Origin of the sequence: Bhargavaea cecembensis, assembly GCF_000826125.2 — a bacterium.
In the GTDB taxonomy this organism is placed as follows: Bacteria; Bacillota; Bacilli; order Bacillales_A; family Planococcaceae; genus Bhargavaea; species Bhargavaea cecembensis_B.
This window is the reverse complement of sequence record NZ_LN651373.1, coordinates 870,529-895,114: the sequence shown is the minus strand read 5'-3', so window position 1 is coordinate 895,114 and position 24,586 is coordinate 870,529. Positions and strand designations below refer to the sequence as shown.

Here is a 24,586-nt window from a genome sequence, read left to right as displayed (position 1 = left end):
GGTTGGCCATCCTTTCATCATGGATTCTAGTATTCTGATAAAGTACGACACCGGACGGCGGAAACCCTTTTTAATTGCCGGACTTCCCGTATGTCAGTCTGCGCCATACGGCCTCAAGCGGGCCCTGCCGGAATTTCTGCAAATACAGGTCGGCCAGAATGGCCTGGACCGCGAAGATCCCGACCGCGAGCCACGTTCCGGTGCTCACGCTGATCTTCCCGTAGAAGCCGAGGCCATACGAATAAAAGATGAGCGTGGCGATCAGCGACTGTGTGATGTACACCGTCAGCGACATCCGGCCCGCCATGCGGACCGGCCGGAACACATTGCAAAACAGCTTCGACCGGAGCAGGAGGATGATCAGCCCGACGTAGCCGACGGTGAGGAGCGGTCCGCCGAACGCGTCCTGGACCATCGCCGCCGTAAAGCGGAGATCCGTGAAATACGGCAGGGCCTTCACGGCCAGTCCGCCCGCGAGGCCGACGACCGCCGGAAGGATCCAGCGCTTCCACCGGTCCCCCGCCCGCTCGATCAGCTTCCACTTGCCGGCCGCCGCGCCGATCATGAAGAGCGGCAGGATCATGAACGGGGCGAGCGGAATGGACGAGCTGTTCATATAGATCCAGTCCGCGGCCCGCTGCGCGGTGACTTCCCCGAACGTTCCCGCCGAATAAGCCGCGATCGAGTTGTTGATGCTCGTAATGTCCACGAACTCGGCGAGCGAGCCCCCGGGACTCAGCAGCTCGCCGAGGAACACGAGAACCGTCAGGCCGCCGAGCGGAATGATATAAAGCGCGGAGGCGATGCCCGCAAGCGCCCCCGCCGGCAGCCGGAGGAGCAGCATGAGGATGAAGCCCATGAGCGCGTAGGTGATCAGGATATCCCCCGGCCAGATGAGGAACGCATGGATGATGCCGAACATCAGCAGCACCGCCATCCGCCTCGAAACGGTCGGGATGAAGCGGCTGCCCGTCGCGAGCGCCTTTTCATATTGCATGTTCATCCCGTAGCCGAACAGCATCGCGAACAGCGGATAGAAGCTGCTCTGAAACAGGATATCGACCCACATATGCGAAAGTTCATCCGAGATCGTCGGAAACCACGTGTACGGATCGACGTAGACGTACGGTGTATGGAAAAACAGCATATTGGCAACGAAGATGCCGAGCAGGGCGAACCCTCTCAGGTAATCAAGCGCGTCGATCCGATCAGCCGATCGGATCGGTTTCAAAGTCGTCAAAATGATCCCCCCGGATGTTGATGGCCCGCTCCCCGTCAAACAGATAGAGGAGCTTCTCTTTAATTTCGATTTTCAGGATGTCCCGGAGGGCACGGGCATACAGCGACAGCTGGACCGCATAGCGGTTTTCCATCTCGGCCTCAAGCGCTTCCTCCGACCCGAACTTCCAGGTCTTGTCGGTTTTGTAGTCGAGCAGCACCCAGCCGTCCTTTTCCCGGAACACGCAGTCCACGATCCCCTGGATGATCTGGCGGTCCCCGTCCCCGGCGTCATAGCCGTACGTGAACGGGACTTCCCGGCGGACATCCGGGGATTTCCGGAGCCGTTCGTAAAGCGGGGTCGTGAAGAACCGGGCGATCGCCGTCGCGTCGACTTCCCTCGCTTCAGCGGGCGTGATGATCTCCCGGTCTGTGAGAAGGGTGATGAGCTTCTGGATGTCCCGGACGTTCTGCGGCTTCGACAGGTCCGCATGCTGCATGATGGCGTGGACCGCCGTCCCGATTTCTGCCGCGGACAGCGTGCGTTCCTGCATGAATTCCGGCCGTTCGTGCATGTAGACCGGACGGATCTCATCCGACCGGGTCATGAACGGATCCGGTTCCTCGGCGTTTTCCAGGAGCCACATCCGCTTCACCTCGCTCACCGACTGCTTGGACCGCTTCAAGATGGATGAAGCATGCGGATACGCATATTCAAACATGTCCTTCACACGTGCCGCGGCCGCCCGTTCCTCCCCGGTATCCGCCCGGTCCGCCGCCTGTTCGGCGAGCGCTTCTTCGGCCACCGCCTCTTCTCCCGCCAGCTCGGCCGACGGGATGAATTCGATGTGCCACTCCGACGGATCGTCGATGAGACTGGCACCGGGCAGCACGCCATAACCGGCGAAGTCCCGGTGCCGGGCGACGGACGGGCCGATCCAGTCGAGATAGCCCGCAGCCCGCGAACGGACGTATTCGGGAAGCATGCCGTCCGGAGGCGTGAGCTGGCCCTCCTGCCATTTCATCATCGCGGCCTGCAGATCCTTCACGGAACCGACGAGGTGGAGCCCCTCCTTCGCCCGGGTCATCGCGACATACAAGATCCGCATCTCCTCCGCCCGCATCTCCAGCTCCTTTTTCTCGCGGATCGCGAGGAACGGAAGCGACGTGTACTGAATCCGCTTGTCCGGGTCGACCGCCTTTACGGCAAGCCCGAAATGCTGGTCGAACAAATACGGCTGGTTGAAGTCCATCTTATTGAATGAACGGCCGATGCCCGCGACGAACACATGCGGGAACTCGAGCCCCTTCGATGAGTGGATCGTCATGATCCGGACGACCTCATCCCGCTCGCCGACTGCGCGCGCGGTTCCCATGTCGTCCCCGCGCCTGCGCATCCGGTCGATGAAGCGGAGAAAGCGGAACAGGCCGCGGAATGACGTGTTCTCATACTGGATCGCCCGGTCGTGGAGCGCCCGGAGGTTGGCCTGGCGCTGTTTGCCGTTCGGCATCGCCCCGACCATCTCGTAATAATGGGTATCGAGATACACCCGCCAGATCAGGTCCGCCAACGATCCGCGGCGCGCGAGGTCCCGCCAGTTCTCGAAATGGATGTAGAACCGGCGGATCTTCTCCTCGGTTTCGGCCGGCAGTCCCGTTGCGGCGCTGTTTCGCACGAACTGCTTCAGCGCCTCGTAGAACGGCTCGTCCGGAGCGGCGAGCCGGATCTTCGCCAGTTCGTTTTCCCCGAGCCCGATGAACGGTGCCCGCAGGACGGATGCGAACGGGATGTCCTGGTACGGATTGTCGATGACCCGGAGCGTGTTCAGCATGATCATCACTTCGAGCGCATCGAAATAGCCGCCGGACGTCTCGGCGTAAACCGGGATCCCGGCGAGCCGGAACTCGTCGGCGATCTCTCCGGACCAGGTCATCGACCGGAGCAGGATGACGATGTCCCGGTAGCCGAGCGGACGCTGCTCCCCGCTCCACGGATCGGTCACCGTCGCGCCGGAATCGATGAGCCGGCGGATCTCCCGGATCATCGCCCGCGCTTCCGCCTGGGACTGTTTGATCGATTCGCCGGGGACGAGATGATCGGCGGATTCGATGTCCGCCTCTTCTTCATCGGCCGGCGGTTCGTGGATCACCGTGAGCGCCGTCGCCCGGCCGCCTTCCGGATACGGGGCGCCCGGCTTCAGCGCGGCCGCCTCGTCGTAGTCGATTTCGCCGACGCGCGCGCCCATCACCTGGGAGAACAAATAGTTCGTCGCTTTCAGTACCTGGTTGCGGCTCCGGAAGTTCGCGTTCAAGTCGATCTTCAGTCCGGTGCCGTCCGCTTTTTCATCGAACCTCAAATATTTGCCGAGGAACAACATCGGTTCGGCGAGCCTGAACCGGTAGATCGACTGCTTCACGTCGCCGACCATGAACAGATTGCCGTCCGCGTTGCCGCCCTGCTTGACGAGGCCGATGATTGTCTCCTGAAGCCGGTTCGTGTCCTGGTACTCGTCGACGANCCGCGGCGCGCGAGGTCCCGCCAGTTCTCGAAATGGATGTAGAACCGGCGGATCTTCTCCTCGGTTTCGGCCGGCAGTCCCGTTGCGGCGCTGTTTCGCACGAACTGCTTCAGCGCCTCGTAGAACGGCTCGTCCGGAGCGGCGAGCCGGATCTTCGCCAGTTCGTTTTCCCCGAGCCCGATGAACGGTGCCCGCAGGACGGATGCGAACGGGATGTCCTGGTACGGATTGTCGATGACCCGGAGCGTGTTCAGCATGATCATCACTTCGAGCGCATCGAAATAGCCGCCGGACGTCTCGGCGTAAACCGGGATCCCGGCGAGCCGGAACTCGTCGGCGATCTCTCCGGACCAGGTCATCGACCGGAGCAGGATGACGATGTCCCGGTAGCCGAGCGGACGCTGCTCCCCGCTCCACGGATCGGTCACCGTCGCGCCGGAATCGATGAGCCGGCGGATCTCCCGGATCATCGCCCGCGCTTCCGCCTGGGACTGTTTGATCGATTCGCCGGGGACGAGATGATCGGCGGATTCGATGTCCGCCTCTTCTTCATCGGCCGGCGGTTCGTGGATCACCGTGAGCGCCGTCGCCCGGCCGCCTTCCGGATACGGGGCGCCCGGCTTCAGCGCGGCCGCCTCGTCGTAGTCGATTTCGCCGACGCGCGCGCCCATCACCTGGGAGAACAAATAGTTCGTCGCTTTCAGTACCTGGTTGCGGCTCCGGAAGTTCGCGTTCAAGTCGATCTTCAGTCCGGTGCCGTCCGCTTTTTCATCGAACCTCAAATATTTGCCGAGGAACAACATCGGTTCGGCGAGCCTGAACCGGTAGATCGACTGCTTCACGTCGCCGACCATGAACAGATTGCCGTCCGCGTTGCCGCCCTGCTTGACGAGGCCGATGATTGTCTCCTGAAGCCGGTTCGTGTCCTGGTACTCGTCGACGAGCACTTCCTTGAACCGCTCCCCGAAATCCCGGGCGATGGCGGACGGGACGAGCCGGCCGTCCTCCTCTTCCGAAAGCACGGCGAGCGCCAGGTGCTCGAGGTCCGAGAAGTCGACGATGCCCCGGTCATTCTTCACTTCCGAATAGCGTCGCCCGAACCGGATCGTCAGTTCGATGAGCGTGTCCATCATCGGCGCCATGAGCCGCATTTCGTCCAGCAGCCGGCCGGGGGGCCGGATGAAGTAGGAATCTTTCAGGTCGTTGACGATCTTCTTCACGTCATTGCGCTTTTTCTTCGCGCGTGCCGCGAGCTCCTCGTCGCAGCTGTCTTTTTTGATCGATGCCGCGGTTGACCAGCGGAGAGCCGAAAAGGCCTCATATGTCTCGGCCCAGGTCCCTTCGGTGAGCACGCGCAGCAGGACGGAAATGACAGCGAGGTCTTCCTCCGCCGTCACGGCGAGCGGTGCCGGCCCGTCCGGCATCCGGGCAATCCGGCCGACTTCCCCGGCCATCGCCGACGCCTCTTCCAGCCGGTGGCGGATCGCTTCCTTCAGCGGGCCGATGAACGGCAGATGGTCGATGTCGGCTCCTTCGGGCAGATGGTATTGGCGCGGGATCGAGCGCAGCCATTCCTCCGGCTGCGGATGGACGCGCGAATAGTCATAGAGCCGGTCGATGAGCACTTCGATCGCCTGGTCGTCCCGGTCGGACGTGAAGCTGTCGGCGAGCCGGTACACCGGTTCCGGATCGTCCGAACCGTAGGCCTCTTCCAGCACGCGGCCGACGACGTCATCCCGGAGGAGCGCCGCCTCCGCCGTGTCCGCAATCCGGAAGCCCGGGTCGATATCCAGGATATAGGCGTACTGGCGGACGACGTTCAGGCAGAACGAGTGCAGCGTCGAGATCTGGGCCTTGTTGAGCAGGCTCAGCTGCCGGCGCAGACGGGACGAATCCGGACTTTCGGCAATGGCTTCCTCGAGCGCCGATGCCATCCGGTGCCGCATCTCCGCGGCGGCCGCGTTCGTGAATGTGACGACGAGCAGTTCGTCGACGTCGATCGGGCTTTTCGGGTCCGTCACTTTCCCGATGAGCCGGTTGATGAGGACCGCGGTCTTTCCGGAGCCTGCGGCGGCGGAAACGAGCACATCGCTCCCGGTTGCGTGGATCGCCCGCCACTGGGCGTCCGTCCAGGTGGCATCAGTCGGTTTCGCCGGTATGTTCATCGTTTCCAACCTCCTTCTTCATGCGGCCGACCGAGTCTTCGGGCGACAGCGGATGCAGATGCTTGTAGGTCTGTGCCGGGTCGGTCGGATCGAACTGGCAGACCGACCGGAACGCGCATGTCTGGCACGGCATCCGGTCCTTCAGCCGGTACGGCAGCACGCGGGTGTCCCCCGCGATCATCGAATCCCCCGCCTCCCGGTGCTTTTGGCGGACAAATGAACGCATGAGCCCGATGCTGTCCGGGTTCAGCACTTTGGATGTTTTCGAGAATGTGCCGTTCTTGTTCATCCGGACCGGAAGCGATTCCGAAGATCCTTCCAGATTCCGGTCCATCTCCAGGACGACGTCCGGATTGTCGACCACATAGCCGCGCATCCGGTACGATTTCATCGCTTCCGCCCGGATCTCCGCTTCTTCCATGACGCTGCCTTCCGCCCGGATCATCGGGTTGTGGACGTGCATGTAGAGCACACCCGCCGGGAGCGCCTCCGTGCCGAGCCACTCTTCCGAATGAAGCAGGGCCACGTCAAGATACGTGAGCATCTGGAGCGACAGGCCGTAGTACACTTCGGTCAGGTCGAGCGCGCGCGGGGACGATTTATAGTCGACGACCCGGAGATACGGCGTTCCGTCGATCTCCGCGGCGTCCACCCGGTCAATCCGTCCGCGCAGCTGCATCGCCCGTCCCCGGCGCAGCGGGATGCGGAGCGGCGGGAATGCCTCTCCCGGCCCGAACGCCGCTTCGATTGCGACCGGCCTGAAGCCGGATGCCGATGCCTGCCTGGACAGGGACAGCATCGTCCGCTGCATGATCCGGGTGATCTTCCGCTTGATGTAGTCATAGCGGCTTGAAGAGAGCAGGATCTGATTGAAGAAATACGGGCTAATCGATTCGACCGCGTCGCGGGCAAGCGTCAGGCATTCCGTCGCACTGAGCGCGCCCCATGCCTTTCCGGTCCGCTCCGTCTCATCCGCAATCCACTTCAGCGCCGCGTGGAACAGGTCCCCGACAGCCGGCGGATCAAGCGTGAACTCGCCGCGTTCTTTCAGCTTCAGGCCGAAATTCGCGAAATGCTGGAACGGGCAGCTGAAATACGACTCGACGCGCGACACGCTCGACGCGATTTCTTCCCCGTACAGGCCGGACGTGACGTCCGGCTCCAGGTTCTCCGTCCGCTTTCTGCCCGTCGCCGGCCGCAGGATCCGCCCGACGATCGGCGACCAGTAGGCGTCCCGGAGATAATAATCAATCATCGCCTGCCACGGCGCGGACAACTCCCCGCCGTGTTCGGCGAGCCGCATCTGCATCGAGGCGTGCCTGAGCGTGGCCCTCGGATGGCTGATGTATTCACGCCAGCTCTCCTCGTCCGGCACGCCGGCCGGATCGTTGAGCACGGTCTCTTCCGGAGTGTCCGGAAGAAGCTGGCCGATCCGTTTGATGTAAAGCGACGGGATGAGCGCCTTCCCTTCGGCGTCCGCCGCCGGGTAGGAGATGAACAGCTTGGAAGAAGCGGTCGTGAACGCCCGGTACGCCATGTACTGCTCGTCCATGAGCCGCATCTTCGTCGTCGGGGCCAGTTCGAATCCGATCTCCATGAACCACTCCCGCTCCCGGTCGGACAGGAGCCCTTCCTGATCGATCCGCTTCGGCAGCACGCCGTCGTTCACGCCGATCACGAACACCGCTTCGATATCCATGAGGCGGGAGATGTCGATCGTCGTCACCGTCACTTCATCGACCGAAGGCGGGATGCGGGCGAACTCGAGCGTGTCGAACCCTTCATCGAGGATTTTGATGAACTCTCCGAGCGGCCGTTCCTGATCGCCGAACATGAGGACGAACTGGTCGAGCACTTCGATCCATGTGTTCCACGCCTGGTCATGCTCCGCCGCTTCGAACAGCCGGCCGGCCTCTTCTTCCTTCTTGCGGAGGTCGACGATCTTATCGAACACGTCCAGGTCTTCCATGAACGTGAACAAAGTGGCCGCGACGTCGCGTCCGGTCCGCCCCCTTCTCAGCCGGGCCTCGAAGTTGGCGAGCGGTTCCCGGACCGCATTCCGGACGAGATGGAGATCCGCCTCCATCGCCTTTTCCTCGTCGGTCTGGACGTTCGTATGGAACTCGAGCCCGCGGTACCGCTTCACTTTCCATCTGTCTTCGTCAAACCACCGGTCGCCGCGGATGCCGTTCGCCAGGACGAAGTTCTCCAGCCGGTCGGCCCGGTCCCGCCACTCGGGAATATCTGCTCCATGCGGGAACAGCAGGTCGGTCTTCACCGCCCTGAAAATGTCCTCGTACTCCCAGCCGTCCGCCACTGCCTCGAGGACTGAGCGGCTGAACTCGATGAGCGGATGGTGCAGCATCGGCTTCTTGCGACTGATGAACACCGGGACATCGTACAGCGGAAACACCGTTTCGATGAGCTCATCATACACCTCCGGCTGGCGGTACAGGATTGCCATGTCCCGGTACCGCATCCCGGACATCATGAGCCTGCGGATCCGGCGCGCCACCGCATGCACTTCCGCACGCGCATCGGCCGCCCGGATGATCTCCACGTCGCCGCCGGACGACGACTGCCCGGCCGGATACCGGTCGAACTCCTCCTCGAGATGGGCAAGCGCCCGGCTCTTGAACCGCAACGGCTCATACTGGTGGACCGTCTCCTCGTTCTCCACCCCGTTGCGCTTCGCCGCATCGAACAGACGGGCCGCACTGCCCGCCGCGTTGAAGAAGAGCTGCGAACCGGACGCCGAGCCGTACGGGTCCTCCATCGGCAGGACGACGGTCAGCCGCCTCGCATGCTTCATCAGCTCCTCGACGATTTCAAGCTCCCGCGTCGTGAACGTGACGAACCCGTCGATGTAAATATCCGCGTATTGGATCAGCTCCGAAAAATGGATCTGTGACGCGAGAAGCGCCAAATATCCTTCGCTGTCCACGTAGGCGGTGCCGAGCCGGTCTTCAATCTTCTGCATGAGAAGCTCCAGGTCATCCGCCTTGTCGAGAAGCGCCCGCGGAGCGCCGGCTTTCTCGAGCTCCCCGTGCATGTCCGTCATTTTCGTGCAGTCGAGGCAATAGCGGCTGAACTCTTTCAACAGATCCTCCACCTGCTCGGTGAATCCGCGCTTGTCGGCCGCCTGCCGGAACAGCTTGAATTCATCCCGGTTTTCCGCAAGCAGGCTCCGGATGAGCATCCGGTAACCGAACCCGTTCACCTCGGTCCGGGTGATCCCGCCCGTCTCCTGCAGGATCCTCCACGCCAGCCGCTTGAACGTCGCCACCTGCGCACGGATCGTCCCATTCAGCCCGAACTCCGCGGACAGGCTTTTTTCCATCGAGAATGACATCTGGTCGGGCACGATGACGAAAATCGGCGGCCCGAGCGGATCATCCTGCAGCCGCTCCGCAATCTCCCGCCGGATCCTCGTCGTCTTGCCGGAGCCCGCCCGCCCCGTGATCAATCTGAATGACATCGCTGCCCCTCCCTTTCCGTCTTTGAACCTTTATTATAATTGATAGAGCGAATTAGAACAAACGTTCCCCTTCGCGTGTCCGGGAACGGGCAGCGAGAGGGAGATAATGAACGTTTAGGCTTAGCTAATTAACGTTTCGCTTTGGCTAATTAACGTTTCATCTTAGCTAATTAACGTCTCACCCTAGCTAATTAACGTTTCGCCTCAGCTAATTAACGTTTCCTCTTAGATACACAACGTTTCTCCTTAGATACGAAACGCTTCGCCCAAGATACACAACGTTTCCCCTTAGATACACAACGTTTCTCCAATAGAAATTAAAAGATCCCGCTTCCTTCATTGTACCGAAGGGTGAGCGGGAAGGAAAACGAGAGGGGGCCTGCTCGGTCGGCGGGATTCCGTCATCATTTGTCTCCGCGGGGCTTGTCCTTTTTCTCCGCATTCTGCTGCGCGGACGCGGCGGCCTGCTGTTCGGAGATTTCGCGGAAGTCGGCTTCGACTTTCCGGTTGAGCCGGGCTTCGAGGTGCTTGCCGGCGTACCAGAGGATGATGATGACGACGACCACGATGGCCGTCCGGACCGGCTGCGTGAACAGGGCCTTCAGGTCATAGCCGATGAAGCTCGCCGTTCCGATCATGACGAACTTCCCGGCCATGAGCGTCACCAGGTATACTTTCCTTTTCATATTCGAAAGACCCGCGACGAGGTTCACGAGCGAAGACGGGGTGAACGGGAGGCACAGGAGGACGAACAGCGGCCCGAAGCTGTTGCGCTCCACCCAGTGGATCAGTTTCCGCACTTTTGCGCTTTTCGTCAGGAAGCGGAACGGCCGGGTCTCCCCGAATCTCCGGATGAGCAGAAACACCATGTACGAACCTGCCACCGTTCCCGCCCAGCTGAGCAGGAACCCGAAGAAAAATCCGTAAGCGGTTGCGTTCGCGATGACGAACACAAACAGCGGCAGAAACGGCAGGAACGCTTCGACGAACGGCAGCAAAAATCCGAGAAGCGGGCCGAGCGCCCGGTAGTGCCGGCTTATTTCGATTATTGTATCGATATCAAAAAAGTCCTCCATCAGTCCAACCTCCGCCGTGTGTCCAATATGTTCTTTCCCTTATTTTACGACAGTTAGCCTCCTGCTGAAAATCCTCCGCCCCCGTCGCGTTCTCTTGTAGTATAATATCTCATACTATTCAATCAGAAAGCTGGGGTCATATGCAGCAAGACGGATTCAAAGCCGGCGTGAAGGCCGGCTCCATGATTGCGATCGGCTATTTTCCGATCGCCCTGACATTCGGCCTCCTGGCCAAAACGACCGGCCTGTCGATCATCGAAGCGGTCGGAATGAGCCTGTTCGTGTTCGCCGGCGCTTCGCAGTACATCGCACTCGGCCTGATCGCCAAGCATGTCGATCCGATCGTGATCGTGCTCAACACGTTCATCGTCAACATCCGGCATTTTCTTATGACGGCTTCACTCAATGAAAAGATGCAGCCGGCCCCCCGCTGGAAAAAAGCGGTCTATGCGTTCGGCGTGACGGACGAGACATTTTCCGTCATCTCGACGCACGGGGAAGGCCGCGTGAAGACTTCGTTCGGTGCGGGCGTCATTCTCATGGCATACGGCAGCTGGGTCGTCTTCACCGGCATCGGCCATGTGATCGGCGCGAACCTGCCGCTGTTCCTGCAGGCCGCCATGTCGATCGCACTTTATGCGATGTTCGTCGCGCTCCTCGTCCCGTCGATGAAAGGGAACCGGAAAGTCGTCCTGCTGGCGCTGACAGCGGCTGCGCTGAACGGGTTCTTTTTCTGGACGAAGCTGCTGTCGACCGGCTGGGCGATCATGGTGTCGACGCTTGCCTCCGCGATCATCGTGGAAATGATTTACACCCGCCGCGGGGCCCTGATCCGGCATGCGGCCGGGCAGAAGGAGGGATCGTGATGGGCAGCTGGTACTGGTGGATGATCCTCGGCATGGCGGCGGTGACTTATATCCCGCGCGCCATCCCGCTCACTTTTCTGGAAGGGCGCGAGCTGCCGCCGGTTGTCTCCGGCGTGCTCCGAAACATTCCGTATGCCGTCCTCGGCGCGCTGATCTTCCCCGCCGTCCTCTACGCGCAGGAGACGGATCTGCTGTTCGGCGCTATCGGACTGGCGGCGGCCGTGGGGATCGCCTGGTTCGGCGGCGGTGTGATGGGGACCGTTCTCGGGACGATTGCGATACTGGCGGTCTACAGTCTGCTGTTCGGCTGAACAACCTGCCGGACTACAAAAAACGCCCTGCATCCCCGGCCGGAACCGGTTGTGCAGGGCGTCTTTCATTCTTTCATTCATTCTTCCTTCGGGCCTTTCCGGGCGTTCCGGATCATCCGGCCGGCATAGTAAAAGCCGACGGTGAGCGAAAGGGCATCGACCGCGTACAGCAGCCATGTGTGGGTGTAGCCCGCATAGACCGAGGCCGCGATGAGCGCGACGGTCAGGACGAGGCCGACCACATGATGGTACGTGATCCGCGTGAGCAATACGACGAGAAGCCCGGGAAGAAATAAGGCAAGGATGATTTTCATCACATACGATTCAAGCATGGTTCGTCCCTCCTGTGGTCGCAATCAGCGGATGACGAGCAGGCCGATGCGGTGGTGGTCGTGGCGGAAGATGACATGCTGGCAAAGCCGGAGCTCGCCGTCCCGGTTCACGACTTCGACCCGGCAATGGGCGGCGTTCACCTGGATGGCTTCATATAATTCCCGTTCGTCGGAGACCGAGATGCCGTTCACTTTCCGGATCGTTTCGCCGGGAAGGATGCCCATTTTGTCGGCGGGGGAACCCGGCAGGACGGCCGCGACCGTCACGCCTTCGCTCCGTGGGGAAACGGCGAAGTTGCCTTTTTTCTCCCGGGAGGCGGTCCATCCGGACAACAGGGCGCGCACGACGACGGCCGCACCGAGCACGATCCAGCCCGCGGCCGGTTCCCACAGGGCGAGGAATGAAGCCGCCGCCGTGAGAACCCCGGTCCAGAGGATGCGGTTGCCGAGCGGCGGAAGAAGGTTTTCCGGCATCGTGTGCTTTGCCGTCTGGCGGAACCCGATGACGGCCGGGATGACGATCAGTGTGAAGGCCGTCCCGCCGAGCGTGAACTGAGGCCAGTACGGAACCGCTTCGGCGATTGCATTCCCCGGCAGGACGAACAGCAGCGGCAGCAGCCAGAGGCGCTTCGTCCGGTAAGCCGCCCCGTGGAGCCCCCTCGCCGTCTTCATGATCATCGGCGAAGCGTGCTCGGCGGCATGCCGGCGGACGAGCAGTCCTTCGGCCGCGGTCAGGAGACCGGCAATGAGCGGCACGGTAACCGCCATGCCGTCCGGAAGACCGTCGTAGGACCAGCCGATCACCGGCAGATCGGTCGGCACGCCGAATCGGCCGAGAAGCCAATAAGCGAGCGTCGCCGCTCCGGCCGCGTAGACAGGCGCAGCGAGCGCATATTGGAACGACAGGACGACGATTAGCATCGCCGCGCAGAGCAGCACGAGCCATCCGCGGGGAACCGTGAGCCCGGCGAGCCCGATGACGGCAGACAGGACGAGGGCGTGGACCCACGACTCCTTCAGCACCCTCCGCAGTTCGGTGAACCCCTCATCCACACGCACGCGAAAGTCCCGCCGCTCGCGCTTCACCCGGGCGTACCCGAGGAGAACCGAGAACAGCAGGACGATATAGAACAGCGGGTTCAGGAAAAACCGGCCCGCCGCTTTCAGCAATTCCAACAAAATCTCCTGGATCATCGACTACTCACCATCCCTGATAGAACGTACAGCTTCCTTCCATTCTATCAAACGCCGGGTGGGATAGAAACGCTTTTCGGCCGGGTCGGGCACCCTTTTTTAATTCCCCGACCGGAGCGCGTGCTTCAAGTAGCCGAGGGCGAGCTGGAGCTGCTTGTCATTTGCCTCGCTTGCCTGATGATCGGCGATCCTCGTCCGGAGCGCCCGGAAAAAGGCGCTGTCCATGGCAAGGCCCGGATCGAGGTCCTCTTCGTCCCTGAATTCCTCGACCGCCTTCGTCGTCGTCTCGTCATAATAGCCGTCCGACCGGGCCACGTCGAAGCCGAGCGCGCCGAGCACCCGCTGCGCATAGCCGACATCCTCCCCGTAATCCCCCGGCTCGTACCGACCGTCGACCGGCATCGAAGGCAAGCCGTACAGCGGTCCCTGTTCGGATTCAAGGTCCGGCTCGATGCCTTTCCCGTGGATCCAGGTGCCCGCTGGCGTGAGCCACTTATGCGTCGACAGCTTCATTTCCCCGCCGTTTGAAAGCGGCAGCGTCTCCTGGACGGTCCCCTTCCCGAAGCTGACCGTCCCGACGATGAATGCCCGGCCGTTGTCCCGGAGCGCGCCGCTGAGCACCTCGCTCGCAGAAGCGCTCCCCTTGTCCTGGAGCAGGACGGTTTTCATGCCGCGCATCGACTCGGCGTAAGCCCCGTCTTCCGGCGCCTCGGTCTCCAGCGGCTCCTTCGCCCCCCCGGCGTCTTCCATGTAGGCGAACACCGTCCCCGGCCGGAGCAGCGACCCCGCGACCTGGCCGACACTCCTCAGATAACCGCCCGGATTGCCCCGGACGTCCACGATGAACCCGTCCGCACCGCCTTTGATCAGTTTTTTCGTATGGGTCTCCCACTCTTCCGCCGTCTTTTCCCCGAACATCGACAATCCGATATAGCCGATCGTGAAACCGTCTTTTTCGATCAGCCGGCTTTCGACGGTCTTCTGCGGGATCGCCGCCCGCTTCACGGTGATCTCAAGATGCCGCTCCTCGTCCGGACGGTACACCGTGAGGGAGACGTCGGTCCCTTCCTTTCCACGGATGAGCCGGAGCAGATCCTTCATCGTCCGGCCCTCCATCCGCTCCTCGTCCACCCGGATGATCTCGTCGTACGGCAGGATGCCCGCCTTCTCCGCCGGCGAATTCCGAACCGGTGCGACGATGATGAACCGGCCCCGGGATTCCGTGATTTCCGCGCCGATCCCCACTCGTTCATCCGAGAGCGATTCCTCGTGCTCGGCCGCTTCTTCCCGGGTCAAGTATGTACTGTACGGATCGCCCAGCACATCCGCCATCCCCCTCAGCGCCCCTTCCACGAGCTCGTCCGTTCCGACCTGGTGGACCGCCCGTTCCTGAATGATGCCGTACGCCTCGTCGATCGGCTTCTTCTCGCTGACCGGCTCCCCGGCCCCTTCCTTTCCGTTCAAGATGAAATAAGCGAGCCCGCCGGCCGCCGCGGCAACCGCGGCAAACAGCAAAAACCGGCTCATGCGCATATGCACCCCTCCTCCGTCCAATTGTATGAACGGCCGGAAGGTCATACGACACATGAACCGGCATTTCCGATCAGTCGATGCTCGCTGCCACGTCCCGCATCAGCGCTTCATCCATCGGCCCGCGGACGACCTGGCGGATGATTCCGGACGCGTCTAGGAAGTAGGTGGTCGGCACGGCGATCACCTTGTACGTTTCCCCCTGCTGCCCGTCCGAGTCGAGCAGGACCGGGAATGTCATGCCGAACTCCTCGACGAACCCGGTGATGTTCGACATCACTTTTTCATCATTGCCCCGCTCGGACGCCGACAAGTTGACGGCGACGATCTCGACGCCCGCCTCCTCCGCCTCATCGGTGAAGAACTTCTCCATATGCGGCATTTCCGCACGGCACGGACCGCACCAGGAAGCCCAGAAGTTCAGGATGACTTTTTTGCCGCGCAGGTCGGACAAAGTCATCTCCCCTCCGTCGAGCGTCTTGAGCGTGAAGTCCGGCGCGAGCTGGCCCTGGCCGATTCCGACTTCAGGCGCGTCCGATGCCGTTTCTGTCTGAGCGGACTCTTCCATCTCCCGCTTCAACTGCTCTTTGCGGCCGCTGAACTCATCCCCCGTCGCGTCCCTGACCATGATAGCGACGAGCGCGCCGATGATCAGCAGCGCCACCACCGAACCGAACACCTTCTTATTCATGCGAGTGCCTCCCGTTTTGTAATGATGTCATTCTATTTAACGATAGGAAATAAATGCTGAACACAACCGTCGCAAGCAGCGGGAATCCCGTAAGGCCCCCCGGCTGCACCGCGGCTGCCAGCAGATGGACTGCAGCCATCAGCACCGCCAGCTGGACCGCCCATCCCCCCTCCAGCCTGCCTTTCAGGAAGACGAGCAGCAGAAGAACGGCAAATCCGGCCGCCGTCACGAATTTCGGCAACAGCCCGCCCTCGTTCAGGAAGACCATCGCCAGCTGGTACACCGACTGCGTGACGACCGCCGCCAGGAGCAGCCATCCTTCGGCCCCCGCCCCCTTGAAGTAAAGAAAGGCTAGCACCGCAAGCAATCCGAGGACAGCCCCGAAAAAACCTCCGTTGTAATAAAGGACGGAAAGCGGCGACTTCAGGAAGATCCCGAAATGCGTCAGCAAGTAGGAAAACTTCCAGACGAGGACAAACCAGAACGCCGCGTCCGCATACAGCCCGGCCGATTCCTTCCCCTTCCGGATCCGGACTGCCCCGTAGGCAACCGCCATCGCGGCGAGCACGGCGATCCACGAGGACGGCACCGTCAGATTTAAGATTAAGATCCACTTCGTCACCGGCATTCCTGCAGCCTCCCGACCCGCTTGCTCTTGTATCAAGGGTAGTGGATGGACCCCGCTCCCGTCTACACTTCCGCACCTGTTTGAGTGGAGGTTGTGTCTGTTTTTTAACGATGGACACAGTCCATAGGAAAAGCCCGCCGACAAACGGCGGGCTTGGATGAATCGGTTTAAATCGGAACATAGCGCATCGGGTTGACCGGGTTGCCGTAGCTTCCGATATGGAGTTCAAAGTGCAAGTGCGGTCCGCTCGTCCGTCCGGTGACGCCGATCCGGCCGATCTGCTGGCCTTTGCCGACGTGCTGGCCGGTTCCCACATTGAATCCGGACATATGGGCATACAGCGTCGTGTAGATCGTGCCGTTGATCGAGTGCGTCACCATGACGACGTTGCCGTATGTGCCGAACTGTCCGGCGAACGAGACGACGCCGTCCGCAGCCGAAACGATTGGCGTGCCGATGCCGTTCGCAATATCAACGCCGGCATGGTTCGAAGATGCCCAGCCGATCGGACGGTATCCGAATGTCGACGAGATCCGGCCGCTTGCCGGACGTGTCCAGGCACCGCTCGAAACGGCCGGCTGGCTCACTGCCGTGTTGCTGCTGGACGAATGGGTGGCCGAGCTGCTGCCCGATGCCGACGAAGAAGAGGAAGCTTTCTGGCTGGAAGCAGCTTTCGCGGCTGCCTGACGGCGGGCTTCGGCTTCAGCCGCCGCTTTCCGCTTGCGCTCTTCTTCCGCTTTGCGGGCGATTTCCGCAAGACGGTTCTGTTCCGCGACGATCTTCTGCGTCACTTCTTCGCTCACTTCATGGACGTGATCGTACTCGGCTTCCATGCTGGCCTGTTCCTTCTCGAGGCGGGACTGCTCTTCCTCCAGCTTCGTCACAAGGCCGTCAAGCTCTTTCTTCTGGGCATCAAGCTGGGCTTTCTGCTCCTCGAGCCTCTTCTTGTTCTGTTCCTGTTCGGCGAGCTTCTGCTCCACCATCTGCTTCTGTGCTTCCAGCTGTTCCTTGTCCGCCTTCTGCTCGCGGATGATCTCGCGGTCAGCTTCCCTCAGCGTGTTGACGGCCGAAACCCGGTCAATGAAGTCCGAGAAGCTGTTCGCTCCGAGAAGGACGTCGAGGTAGCTCGTCGAACCGCCGGTCACCTGCATCGCACGGACCCGGTCGCGAAGAAGGGCGTCACGTTCGGCGATCTTGCGTTCGAGTTCTGCAATCGAGGCGCGCAGAGCTTCAATCTCGCTCTTCGTCACATTGATCTCTTCTTGAAGCGCTTCGATCTTGCCTTGTGTTTCATCGATTTTTCCGTGAAGTTCTGTGATTTGACCGAGAAGCTTGTCCATCTCAGCGGACTTCAGCTGGATCTCCGTTTTGGTCTTATTGATGTTCTGGTCAAGGTTCTGCTTTTTCTGTTCCAGTTGCTTTTGCTCATTCTTCAGATCATCCAGTGCGGTTGCGCTCGCATTGCCGGCACCGAGCCCGAAGCTTAGGAGCATGGTGGCAGCGACCGAGGCGATCAGTGGCTTGGACTGCTTCAACTTCTCATTTCCCCTTTCAGAGACTAAACGGTTTTTATCTGTTTTGATGGTTTTCTTTATTGTCCAGCTGCGCGGGCCAGACCCTCAGGGTCATAAGTCCGCTGGCTCTGCGAAGCAGGCTTCGCGCCGCCGTCGATCTTATGCCTGTCAGGTCTGAACGGCCCGCTCCGCTTTTCTTTGTCCAGCTGCGCGGGCCAGACCCTCGGGATCATAAGTCCGCCGGCTCTGCGAAGCAGGCTTCGCGCCGCCGTCGATCTTATGCCTGTCAGGTCTGAACGGCCCGCTCCGCTTTTCTTTAGACTTTCAGGAACTTCCGTACGGACATGAAGCTGCCCCAGGCTCCGATGAAGATGCCCATGAACAGCACGAGGCCGTTGACGATGTAGAGGAACGGCAGCGGGCCGAGAATCTGGATCATTTCCCCGCGGAGCCGCGGTTCGGCATAGTCATAGAACTCGATGTATCCCCAGGTGATGGCGATCATCGGGATGATCGCTCCGAGGATGCCGAGCCAGATTCCCTCGAGGACGAACGGGATCCGGACAAAGCTGTTCGTGGCACCGACAAGTTTCATGATGCCGATTTCGGTTTTTCTCGCGACGATCGTGATCCGAATCGTGTTGGCGATGAGGAACATCGCCGTAAACAGAAGAGCCAGGATGAGCACGAGGCCCACATTTCGGCCGAGGTTCAGGAAGCTGAACAGCTTTTCGACTTTCCCCTGGCCGTAAACGACTTCGTATGTATTCGGATATTCATCGATCGCCTTGGCGACTTTCGCCGTCTGCTGGGGCTCGGTCGCCTTGACATAGAAGGCTTCCCGCAAAGGGTTGCTTTGCTCATAGAGTTTCAAGTCTTCCCCGAAGTCCTTCACCATCTTGTCCAGTTCATCGTTGCGCGTGGAATAAACGACTTCTGCAACGCCCGGGGTCTCCCGGATCTGATCTTCGAGCGCCCGTGTCGCGGCTTCATCCGCGGCCAGCTCCACGTAGACTTTCATCTCGACGTCCTTTTCGAGGTCTTCGGCCACCTTGTTCAAGTTGAGCATGATGGACACGAACACGCCGACGAGCAGCAGGGTCACTGTGACGGCACTGACAGAGGCGAATGTCATCCAGCCGTTCCGGCCGAGGGTCTTGAAGCTTTCGCGGAAGTGGCGGCGGACCGTCCTAAATTTCATATCCGTAGCCCCCTCCCTGTTCATCACGCACGATCAGACCGCCTTCGATGGCGATGACCCGGTGACGGCTCCGGTTGACGATGTCCTTGTTATGGGTGGCCATGACGATCGTCGTGCCGCGCTGGTTGATCTCTTCGAACACGTTCATGATCCCCCAGGACGTTTCCGGATCGAGGTTTCCGGTCGGTTCGTCCGCGATGACGACTTTCGGCCGGTTCACGATCGAGCGCGCGATCGACACGCGCTGCTGCTCTCCGCCAGACAGCTCGGTCGGAAGCATGCGGGCCTTCTGTTTGAGGCCGACCAGATCGAGAACTTCCGTCACTCTTGGCCGGATATTGTCGACGGGTTCCTCGATGACTTCAAGGGCAAATGCCACATTTTCATAGACAGTGAGCTTCGGCAACAGCTTGAAGTCCTGGAAGACGACGCCGATCTGCCTTCTCAGAAGAGGAACTTCCCGGTTTTTCAGTTTGGGAAGACTCGTATCATTGATGAGGATGTCGCCGGATGTCGGCTTTTCCTCCCGGTACATCATCTTGATGAATGTCGATTTGCCTGCACCGCTCGGCCCGACGACATACACGAATTCCCCTTTTTCGATCTTCACGTTCAAGCCGTTTGCCGCAACGACACCATTCGCATATTGTTTGTAAACATCTTTCATTTCTATCATTTAAGCAAATCACCTGATTGCCCGATACGGGCCTGTTTTTTTCCGGCATGCCCATTATAGCATTATTAAACTCGTATACTATTACAGTTATATTTCATTTTATTACGAGCAGAAACGTTGACATACCTAGTGTTTCGACAATACAGAACGTGCAGGATGCAACTTTTGAAAAGTATTTCGACACATGCAGCGGCATTTGTGCCGGGCAAGCAGAAAGAACAGAATAATGACAAAAAGGTGGAAGCGTCCAGTTCTTTATGCGGATTTTGATATGGACAACGGGTCCCTCAGAACGAATGTCAACTTAGAGGCGGCGAGTGTCAACTTCGGTGGAATGAATGTCAACTTTCGCAAAGCGGGTGTGAACTTCCGCCGGTTGAGTGTCAACTTAGGGAAGCGGCTGATCGATTCACATCAAACGTTGTGTATCTCGGCCGGAACGTTGTGTATCTGCGCGGAAACGTTGTGTATCTGCGAGGGAACGTTGTTTATCCGGGCTGAAACGTTGCGAATCTGTGCCACCAGCCGGGCCGGAACGCTCAACAGACAAAAAAAGCCCGTCCGAGGGAAGTTCCCCCGGGACGGGCCGGCCGTGCTGATTATTTCTTTTCGGAGAGCCAGTGGGCTACTGCGTCGAGCTCATCGCCTTCGATGAGTCCGCCAGGCATGCCGCCGCGGCCGTTCTCGATTGTATCGTGGATCTCTTCTTCGGAAAGACGGGAGCCTACATTATCAAGCTCAGGGAAGTTCCCTTGTCCTTCGAGATTTTCACCGTGGCAGGAAATGCACTTCTGCTGTACGACTTTTTCCGGATCGACGCCGGCCGTTTCGCCGCCACCCGTATCCGTGTTGTTGTCTGTCGTTTCTTCAGTCGCATTGTCGTTGCCCGTGTCGGTTGTGTTGTCGTCCGCATTGTCGTCGTTGCCGCCGCAGGCACCGAGGACAAGCGCAGAACCGAACAGCAACATCATGAGTTTTCTCTTCATGCGCTTTCCCTCCTGATTGTTCAGATGTAGTGTGTTCTCCATTAGTATACCAAACCCTCGTGTTTTGAAACATCCGACCGGCATTTGTCGACAAATCGTCATGTAAAATAGTGCTAAAAAAGGCTCGTTTAACTCTATTTTTTACTCTCTTTTTTTGAAAAGCCGCACCTTTTCATAGGGATCCGACTTTTTATGAAAGATGAGCACACATGCAAAAAGCGCATGCGGATGCATACGCTTTGCTGAGTCAGGACAGACGGGAACGGAGATAGGCATTGATGAACATGTCGATGTCCCCGTCCATGACGTTCTGGACGTTTCCGGTTTCCGTGTCGGTCCGGTGATCTTTGACCATCGAGTACGGGTGGAATACATAGGAACGGATCTGGCTCCCCCAGCCGATTTCCTTTTGTTCTCCCCGGATTTCGAGAAGTTCTTTTTCCTGCTCCTCGATTTTCAGCTGATAGAGTTTCGCTTTCAGCAGTCCCATCGCCTGTTCGCGGTTTTTGATCTGCGAACGTTCCGACTGGCAGGTGACGACCGTGTTCGTCGGAAGGTGGGTGATCCGGACGGCGGAGTCCGTCGTGTTGACGTGCTGCCCGCCGGCGCCGCTCGAGCGGTACGTATCGATTTTCAGATCCTCGGAACGGATGTCGAGCTCGATCTCGTTGTCGAACTCCGGCATCACTTCGCATGAAACAAACGAAGTGTGCCGTCGGCCGGACGAATCGAACGGCGAGATCCGGACGAGCCGGTGCACGCCTTTTTCCGCCTTCAGGTAACCGTAGGCATTATGGCCTTTGATGCTGATCGTGACGGACTTGACGCCCGCCTCGTCGCCCGCAAGATAATCGAGCGTCGCCACTTTGAAGCCGCGTTTTTCTGCCCACCGGGTGTACATGCGGAGCAGCATCGACGCCCAGTCCTGGGACTCGGTGCCGCCCGCGCCCGCGTGGAGCTCGAGGATGGCGTTGTTCTTGTCGTACGGTTCGCTCAGCAGAAGCTGCAGCTCAAAGTCCGCAAGCTCGCCGCTGAAGGAGTCGAGCTCGTCTCCGAGTTCCGCATGGAGATCGGGGTCATCCTCTTCCTTCAGCAGTTCGAGCGTCATCTCCAGGTTCTCCTGGGTGTCGACCAGCTTATTGTATTCATTGACGATGTCTTTCAGGCCGTTCGCCTCGGAAATCACTTTCTGGGCTTCGTCCTGATTATCCCAGAACCCCGGCTCGAGCATGCGCTCGTCCAGTTCCTGGATCCGTGCCTCTTTGTTTTCTAAGTCAAAGAGACCCCCTGAAGTCCGCCAGTTTCCCGGCTGTTTTGTCGAGCGTGTTGCGTGCTTCTGCAAGTTCCATCATAAAAATGTCCTCCTCAAGTTGGGTGCACTCCATTTTACACGGCGTGCGGGTGTCCTGTCACGGCGTTCAGGCCGTTCCGTGGCAGTTTTTGAACTTCTTGCCGCTGCCGCAAGGGCACGGTTCGTTCCGTCCAACCGTTTCTTTCCGGCGGATCGGCTTTCTCTTCACTTCGCCGCCGCCTTCTTCCTTCGGATTGACGGCCTCGCCTTTTGCGACTTCCTCGCGCTCGAGGTTGTGTCGGATCTCCGCCTTCATCGCATACTTGGCGACGTCATCGCGGATCGCATCCACCATTTCCTCAAATGCCGAGAACCCTTCGTTCTGGTATTCGCGGAGCGGATCGGTCTGGCCGTATGCCCGCAGGTGGATCCCCTGCCGGAGCTGGTCCATCATATCGATGTGATCGATCCATTTCGTATCGATCGACCGGAGAAGGACGACCTTTTCGAACTCGCGCATCCGTTCGGGGGTGAGTTCTGCTTCCTTTTCATCATAGCGTTTTTTGACGGCTTCAGAAATCATGCCGGAGATCTCTTCCCGTGTTTTGCCTCTGAAGTCTTCCGCCCTGAACGTGCCTTCAGGCAGCAGGTTGGCGTTCAGGAAATCCTCCAGCCCTTTCAGGTTCCATTTTTCCGGATCTTCGTCCGCTGTATAGGATGGCACAGAACGGGCGATGACATCCTCGATCATCGACTCGACGAGGGCACGCATGTCATCCGTGTCGAGCACCTGGTTCCGTTCGCCGTAGATGATTTCGCGCTGCTGGCGCAGGACATCGTCGTATTGGAGAAGCCGTTTCCGGGAGTCGAAGTTGTTCCCTTCCACGCGTTTCTGGGCCGATTCGACCGCCCGGGACACCATCCTGGACTGGATCGGCTGCGTGTCATCCATGCCGAGCTTCGCCATCATGCCCTTCATGCTGTCGGAGCCGAACCGCCGCATGAGCTCGTCTTCGAGCGACAGGTAGAACTGCGTGACGCCGGGGTCACCCTGCCGTCCGGAACGTCCGCGCAGCTGGTTGTCGATCCGGCGGGATTCATGCCGCTCCGTCCCGATGACGGCGAGGCCGCCGACTTCGCGGACCCCTTCGCCGAGCTTGATGTCGGTACCGCGGCCGGCCATGTTCGTCGCAATCGTCACGGCGCCCGGCTTGCCGGCTCCGGTGATGATCTCTGCTTCGCTTTCATGGTTCTTCGCGTTCAGGACGCTGTGCGGAACCCCGTACTTCTTCAGGAAATCGGAGATGATCTCGGACGTCTCGATTGCCACTGTGCCGACGAGGACCGGCTGGCCTTTCTCGTGCCGTTCCTTGATGTCGTTGGCGACCGCCTTGAATTTTCCTTCCATCGAAGCGTAAATGAGGTCGGCCCGGTCATCCCGGACGATCGGCCGGTTCGTCGGAATGACGATGACGTTCATGTTGTAGATGTTGCGGAATTCTTCTTCCTCGGTTTTCGCCGTACCGGTCATCCCGGACAGCTTGTCATACATCCGGAAGAAGTTCTGGAACGTGATCGTCGCCATCGTCATCGACTCGTTCTGGATCTCAAGGCCTTCCTTCGCCTCGATCGCCTGGTGAAGCCCGTCGCTGTACCGGCGGCCTTTCATGAGGCGGCCGGTGAATGAATCGACGATCACGACTTTGCCGTCTTCAATGACATAGTCGACGTCCAGGTGCATGCTCGCATGAGCCTTGAGCGACTGGTTGATTGCATGGTTCAGACGGACGTGCGTCAGATCGAACAGGTTGTCGATCGAGAAGGCCTTTTCCGCCTTTTCAATCCCCGATTCGGTCAGGACGACGCCTTTCGTCTGCTCGTCGTACGTATAGTCTTCTTCCTTTTTCAGCATGCGGACGAACGCGTTCGTCTGGATATAGAGCATCGCGTTCTTCTCCGCCTGGCCAGAAATGATGAGCGGCGTCCGCGCTTCGTCGATCAGGATGGAGTCGACTTCGTCAATGACCGCATAGTGCAGCGGACGCTGGACGCGGTCTTCTTTGTAGAGGACCATATTGTCACGGAGGTAATCAAAGCCGAGCTCGTTGTTCGTGCTGTACGTCACATCGGCCAGGTAGGCTTCCCGTTTTTCTTCCTTCGTCATGGAGTTCAGGTTGAGTCCGACGGTCAGGCCGAGGAATTCATAGATCTGCCCCATTTCGGTGGCATCCCGGCTGGCCAGATATTCGTTGACCGTCACGACATGTGCGCCTTTTCCTTCAAGCGCATTCAAGTAGACGGACATCGTGGAGGTGAGCGTCTTCCCCTCACCGGTCTTCATCTCGGCGATGTTGCCGTCGTGGAGGGCGGCCGCACCGATGATCTGGACGCGGAACGGATACATGCCGGTCACGCGGCGGGCGGCTTCCCGGACAACGGCGAAGGCCTCCGGCTGGATCCGGTCAAGCGATTCCCCGTCTGCAATGCGGTTGCGGAACTCGTCCGTCTTCGCCTGGAGCTCGGCATCCGACAGCTTTTCCATGTCGTCGGCCAGTGCTTCCACAGAGTCGGCAACTTTTTCAAGTCTTTTCAAATCACGTTTGGTCGGGTCAAACAGTTTATTTAAAGCGCCTAGCATGTTGTCACTTCCTCACTGGTATCCACACTATTTTAACATCGCCCCACCCTCACTGCAAACCTTGCAAACGGAAGAGACTCACCGGCCCGGCGACCGGTTTCTCTGATTGCCGGCAGGGTCGGGCCGTGTCAGGGCGGCGTTTAGCGAATCGGTCTGATGCGGTGCAGGATTCTGTTTTCGAAGAGGGGCGGGGAACGCCTCGGCTACGCAAAGTTTCGGCGGACACGCAGATGGATTTATACAGAGAAAACTGAACGCCAGACCGTTTTTTC

17 protein-coding genes and 1 pseudogene are annotated in these 24,586 nt (G+C 59.7%); 2 read left to right on the top strand and 16 right to left on the bottom strand.

Annotation, left to right across the window (positions count from 1 at the left end; all coding sequences use genetic code 11):
- Positions 1–70: 70 nt before the first annotated feature.
- From BN1189_RS09910 to BN1189_RS09890, 5 genes and pseudogenes are all read right to left on the bottom strand, one after another.
- Positions 71–1,240, bottom strand: coding sequence for a DUF418 domain-containing protein (locus BN1189_RS09910; RefSeq protein ID WP_040227779.1), 1,170 nt, complete (start codon positions 1,238–1,240; stop codon positions 71–73).
- Positions 1,209–3,692: a helicase-exonuclease AddAB subunit AddA gene (addA, locus tag BN1189_RS09905; RefSeq protein ID WP_257125447.1), complete on the bottom strand. Its 2,484-nt coding sequence runs from the start codon at positions 3,690–3,692 to the stop codon at positions 1,209–1,211. The genes BN1189_RS09910 and addA (BN1189_RS09905) overlap by 32 nt, the downstream gene beginning before the upstream one ends.
- 41 nt (positions 3,693–3,733) lie before the next feature.
- Positions 3,734–5,902, bottom strand: a pseudogene (addA, locus tag BN1189_RS16550) (helicase-exonuclease AddAB subunit AddA); the annotation flags it as partial.
- Positions 5,877–9,380, bottom strand: coding sequence for a helicase-exonuclease AddAB subunit AddB (addB, locus tag BN1189_RS09895; RefSeq protein WP_040227777.1), 3,504 nt, complete (start codon positions 9,378–9,380; stop codon positions 5,877–5,879). The gene addB and the pseudogene addA (BN1189_RS16550), both read right to left, overlap by 26 nt.
- Before the next feature lie 404 nt (positions 9,381–9,784).
- Positions 9,785–10,456 (bottom strand): TVP38/TMEM64 family protein, encoded by a 672-nt coding sequence (locus tag BN1189_RS09890; protein WP_040227776.1) that lies wholly within the window; start codon positions 10,454–10,456, stop codon positions 9,785–9,787.
- A gap of 140 nt (positions 10,457–10,596) precedes the next feature.
- Here BN1189_RS09890 and BN1189_RS09885 point away from each other — a divergent pair, with 140 nt between their 5' ends.
- Positions 10,597–11,322, top strand: a complete 726-nt coding sequence (locus BN1189_RS09885; RefSeq protein ID WP_040227774.1) for an AzlC family ABC transporter permease — start codon at positions 10,597–10,599, stop codon at positions 11,320–11,322.
- Complete coding sequence (locus BN1189_RS09880) at positions 11,322–11,633, top strand: AzlD domain-containing protein (protein ID WP_040227772.1); 312 nt, start codon at positions 11,322–11,324, stop codon at positions 11,631–11,633. Before BN1189_RS09885 ends, BN1189_RS09880 begins: the two co-directional genes overlap by 1 nt.
- Before the next feature lie 77 nt (positions 11,634–11,710).
- On the opposite strand, the gene BN1189_RS09875 is transcribed toward BN1189_RS09880, so the two are convergent.
- The 11 genes from BN1189_RS09875 to secA all read right to left on the bottom strand — a co-directional run bounded on the left by BN1189_RS09875 (position 11,711) and on the right by secA (position 24,314).
- Positions 11,711–11,965 carry a CsbA family protein gene (locus BN1189_RS09875; protein WP_040227771.1) on the bottom strand — a complete coding sequence of 85 codons (255 nt, stop codon included), beginning with the start codon at positions 11,963–11,965 and terminating at the stop codon, positions 11,711–11,713.
- Positions 11,966–11,989: 24 nt separating this feature from the next.
- Complete coding sequence (locus BN1189_RS09870) at positions 11,990–13,141, bottom strand: PDZ domain-containing protein (protein ID WP_040227816.1); 1,152 nt, start codon at positions 13,139–13,141, stop codon at positions 11,990–11,992.
- A 117-nt stretch (positions 13,142–13,258) separates the two neighbouring features.
- On the bottom strand, positions 13,259–14,692 hold the full coding sequence (locus tag BN1189_RS09865; RefSeq protein WP_040227770.1) for a S41 family peptidase: 1,434 nt from the start codon (positions 14,690–14,692) through the stop codon (positions 13,259–13,261).
- A gap of 70 nt (positions 14,693–14,762) precedes the next feature.
- Positions 14,763–15,380, bottom strand: coding sequence for a TlpA disulfide reductase family protein (locus BN1189_RS09860; RefSeq protein ID WP_040227769.1), 618 nt, complete (start codon positions 15,378–15,380; stop codon positions 14,763–14,765).
- On the bottom strand, positions 15,373–16,008 hold the full coding sequence (locus tag BN1189_RS09855) for a hypothetical protein (RefSeq protein ID WP_052455798.1): 636 nt from the start codon (positions 16,006–16,008) through the stop codon (positions 15,373–15,375). Before BN1189_RS09855 ends, BN1189_RS09860 begins: the two co-directional genes overlap by 8 nt.
- Before the next feature lie 167 nt (positions 16,009–16,175).
- Positions 16,176–17,543, bottom strand: coding sequence for a murein hydrolase activator EnvC family protein (locus tag BN1189_RS09850; protein ID WP_040227768.1), 1,368 nt, complete (start codon positions 17,541–17,543; stop codon positions 16,176–16,178).
- Positions 17,544–17,838: 295 nt separating this feature from the next.
- On the bottom strand, positions 17,839–18,723 hold the full coding sequence (gene ftsX / locus BN1189_RS09845) for a permease-like cell division protein FtsX (RefSeq protein ID WP_040227767.1): 885 nt from the start codon (positions 18,721–18,723) through the stop codon (positions 17,839–17,841).
- Positions 18,713–19,399: a cell division ATP-binding protein FtsE gene (gene ftsE / locus BN1189_RS09840; RefSeq protein ID WP_040227765.1), complete on the bottom strand. Its 687-nt coding sequence runs from the start codon at positions 19,397–19,399 to the stop codon at positions 18,713–18,715. The genes ftsX and ftsE overlap by 11 nt, the downstream gene beginning before the upstream one ends.
- A 599-nt stretch (positions 19,400–19,998) precedes the next feature.
- On the bottom strand, positions 19,999–20,385 hold the full coding sequence (gene cccB / locus BN1189_RS09835) for a cytochrome c551 (protein ID WP_040227763.1): 387 nt from the start codon (positions 20,383–20,385) through the stop codon (positions 19,999–20,001).
- Positions 20,386–20,632: 247 nt separating this feature from the next.
- Positions 20,633–21,734, bottom strand: a protein-coding gene (prfB, locus tag BN1189_RS09830) for a peptide chain release factor 2 (protein WP_098049714.1) whose coding sequence is annotated in 2 segments (ribosomal slippage) — positions 20,633–21,661 and positions 21,663–21,734 — 1,101 coding nt in all. Because the reading frame shifts where the segments join, the coding sequence is not laid out codon by codon here.
- 69 nt (positions 21,735–21,803) lie between these two features.
- On the bottom strand, positions 21,804–24,314 hold the full coding sequence (gene secA, locus BN1189_RS09825; RefSeq protein ID WP_040227762.1) for a preprotein translocase subunit SecA: 2,511 nt from the start codon (positions 24,312–24,314) through the stop codon (positions 21,804–21,806).
- Between the last annotated feature and the right edge of the window lie 272 nt (positions 24,315–24,586).

What these genes read in the sequence shown, in the direction of transcription:
- addB (WP_040227777.1), bottom strand. Translation starts at nt 9,380, where the DNA reads ATGTCATTCAGATTGATCACGGGGCGGGCGGGCTCCGGCAAGACGACG.
- BN1189_RS09890 (WP_040227776.1), bottom strand. Translation starts at nt 10,456, where the DNA reads ATGGAGGACTTTTTTGATATCGATACAATAATCGAAATAAGCCGGCAC.
- BN1189_RS09885 (WP_040227774.1), top strand. Translation starts at nt 10,597, where the DNA reads ATGCAGCAAGACGGATTCAAAGCCGGCGTGAAGGCCGGCTCCATGATT.
- BN1189_RS09880 (WP_040227772.1), top strand. Translation starts at nt 11,322, where the DNA reads ATGGGCAGCTGGTACTGGTGGATGATCCTCGGCATGGCGGCGGTGACT.
- BN1189_RS09875 (WP_040227771.1), bottom strand. Translation starts at nt 11,965, where the DNA reads ATGCTTGAATCGTATGTGATGAAAATCATCCTTGCCTTATTTCTTCCC.
- BN1189_RS09865 (WP_040227770.1), bottom strand. Translation starts at nt 14,692, where the DNA reads ATGCGCATGAGCCGGTTTTTGCTGTTTGCCGCGGTTGCCGCGGCGGCC.
- BN1189_RS09860 (WP_040227769.1), bottom strand. Translation starts at nt 15,380, where the DNA reads ATGAATAAGAAGGTGTTCGGTTCGGTGGTGGCGCTGCTGATCATCGGC.
- BN1189_RS09855 (WP_052455798.1), bottom strand. Translation starts at nt 16,008, where the DNA reads ATGCCGGTGACGAAGTGGATCTTAATCTTAAATCTGACGGTGCCGTCC.
- ftsX (WP_040227767.1), bottom strand. Translation starts at nt 18,723, where the DNA reads ATGAAATTTAGGACGGTCCGCCGCCACTTCCGCGAAAGCTTCAAGACC.
- ftsE (WP_040227765.1), bottom strand. Translation starts at nt 19,399, where the DNA reads ATGATAGAAATGAAAGATGTTTACAAACAATATGCGAATGGTGTCGTT.
- cccB (WP_040227763.1), bottom strand. Translation starts at nt 20,385, where the DNA reads ATGAAGAGAAAACTCATGATGTTGCTGTTCGGTTCTGCGCTTGTCCTC.
- secA (WP_040227762.1), bottom strand. Translation starts at nt 24,314, where the DNA reads ATGCTAGGCGCTTTAAATAAACTGTTTGACCCGACCAAACGTGATTTG.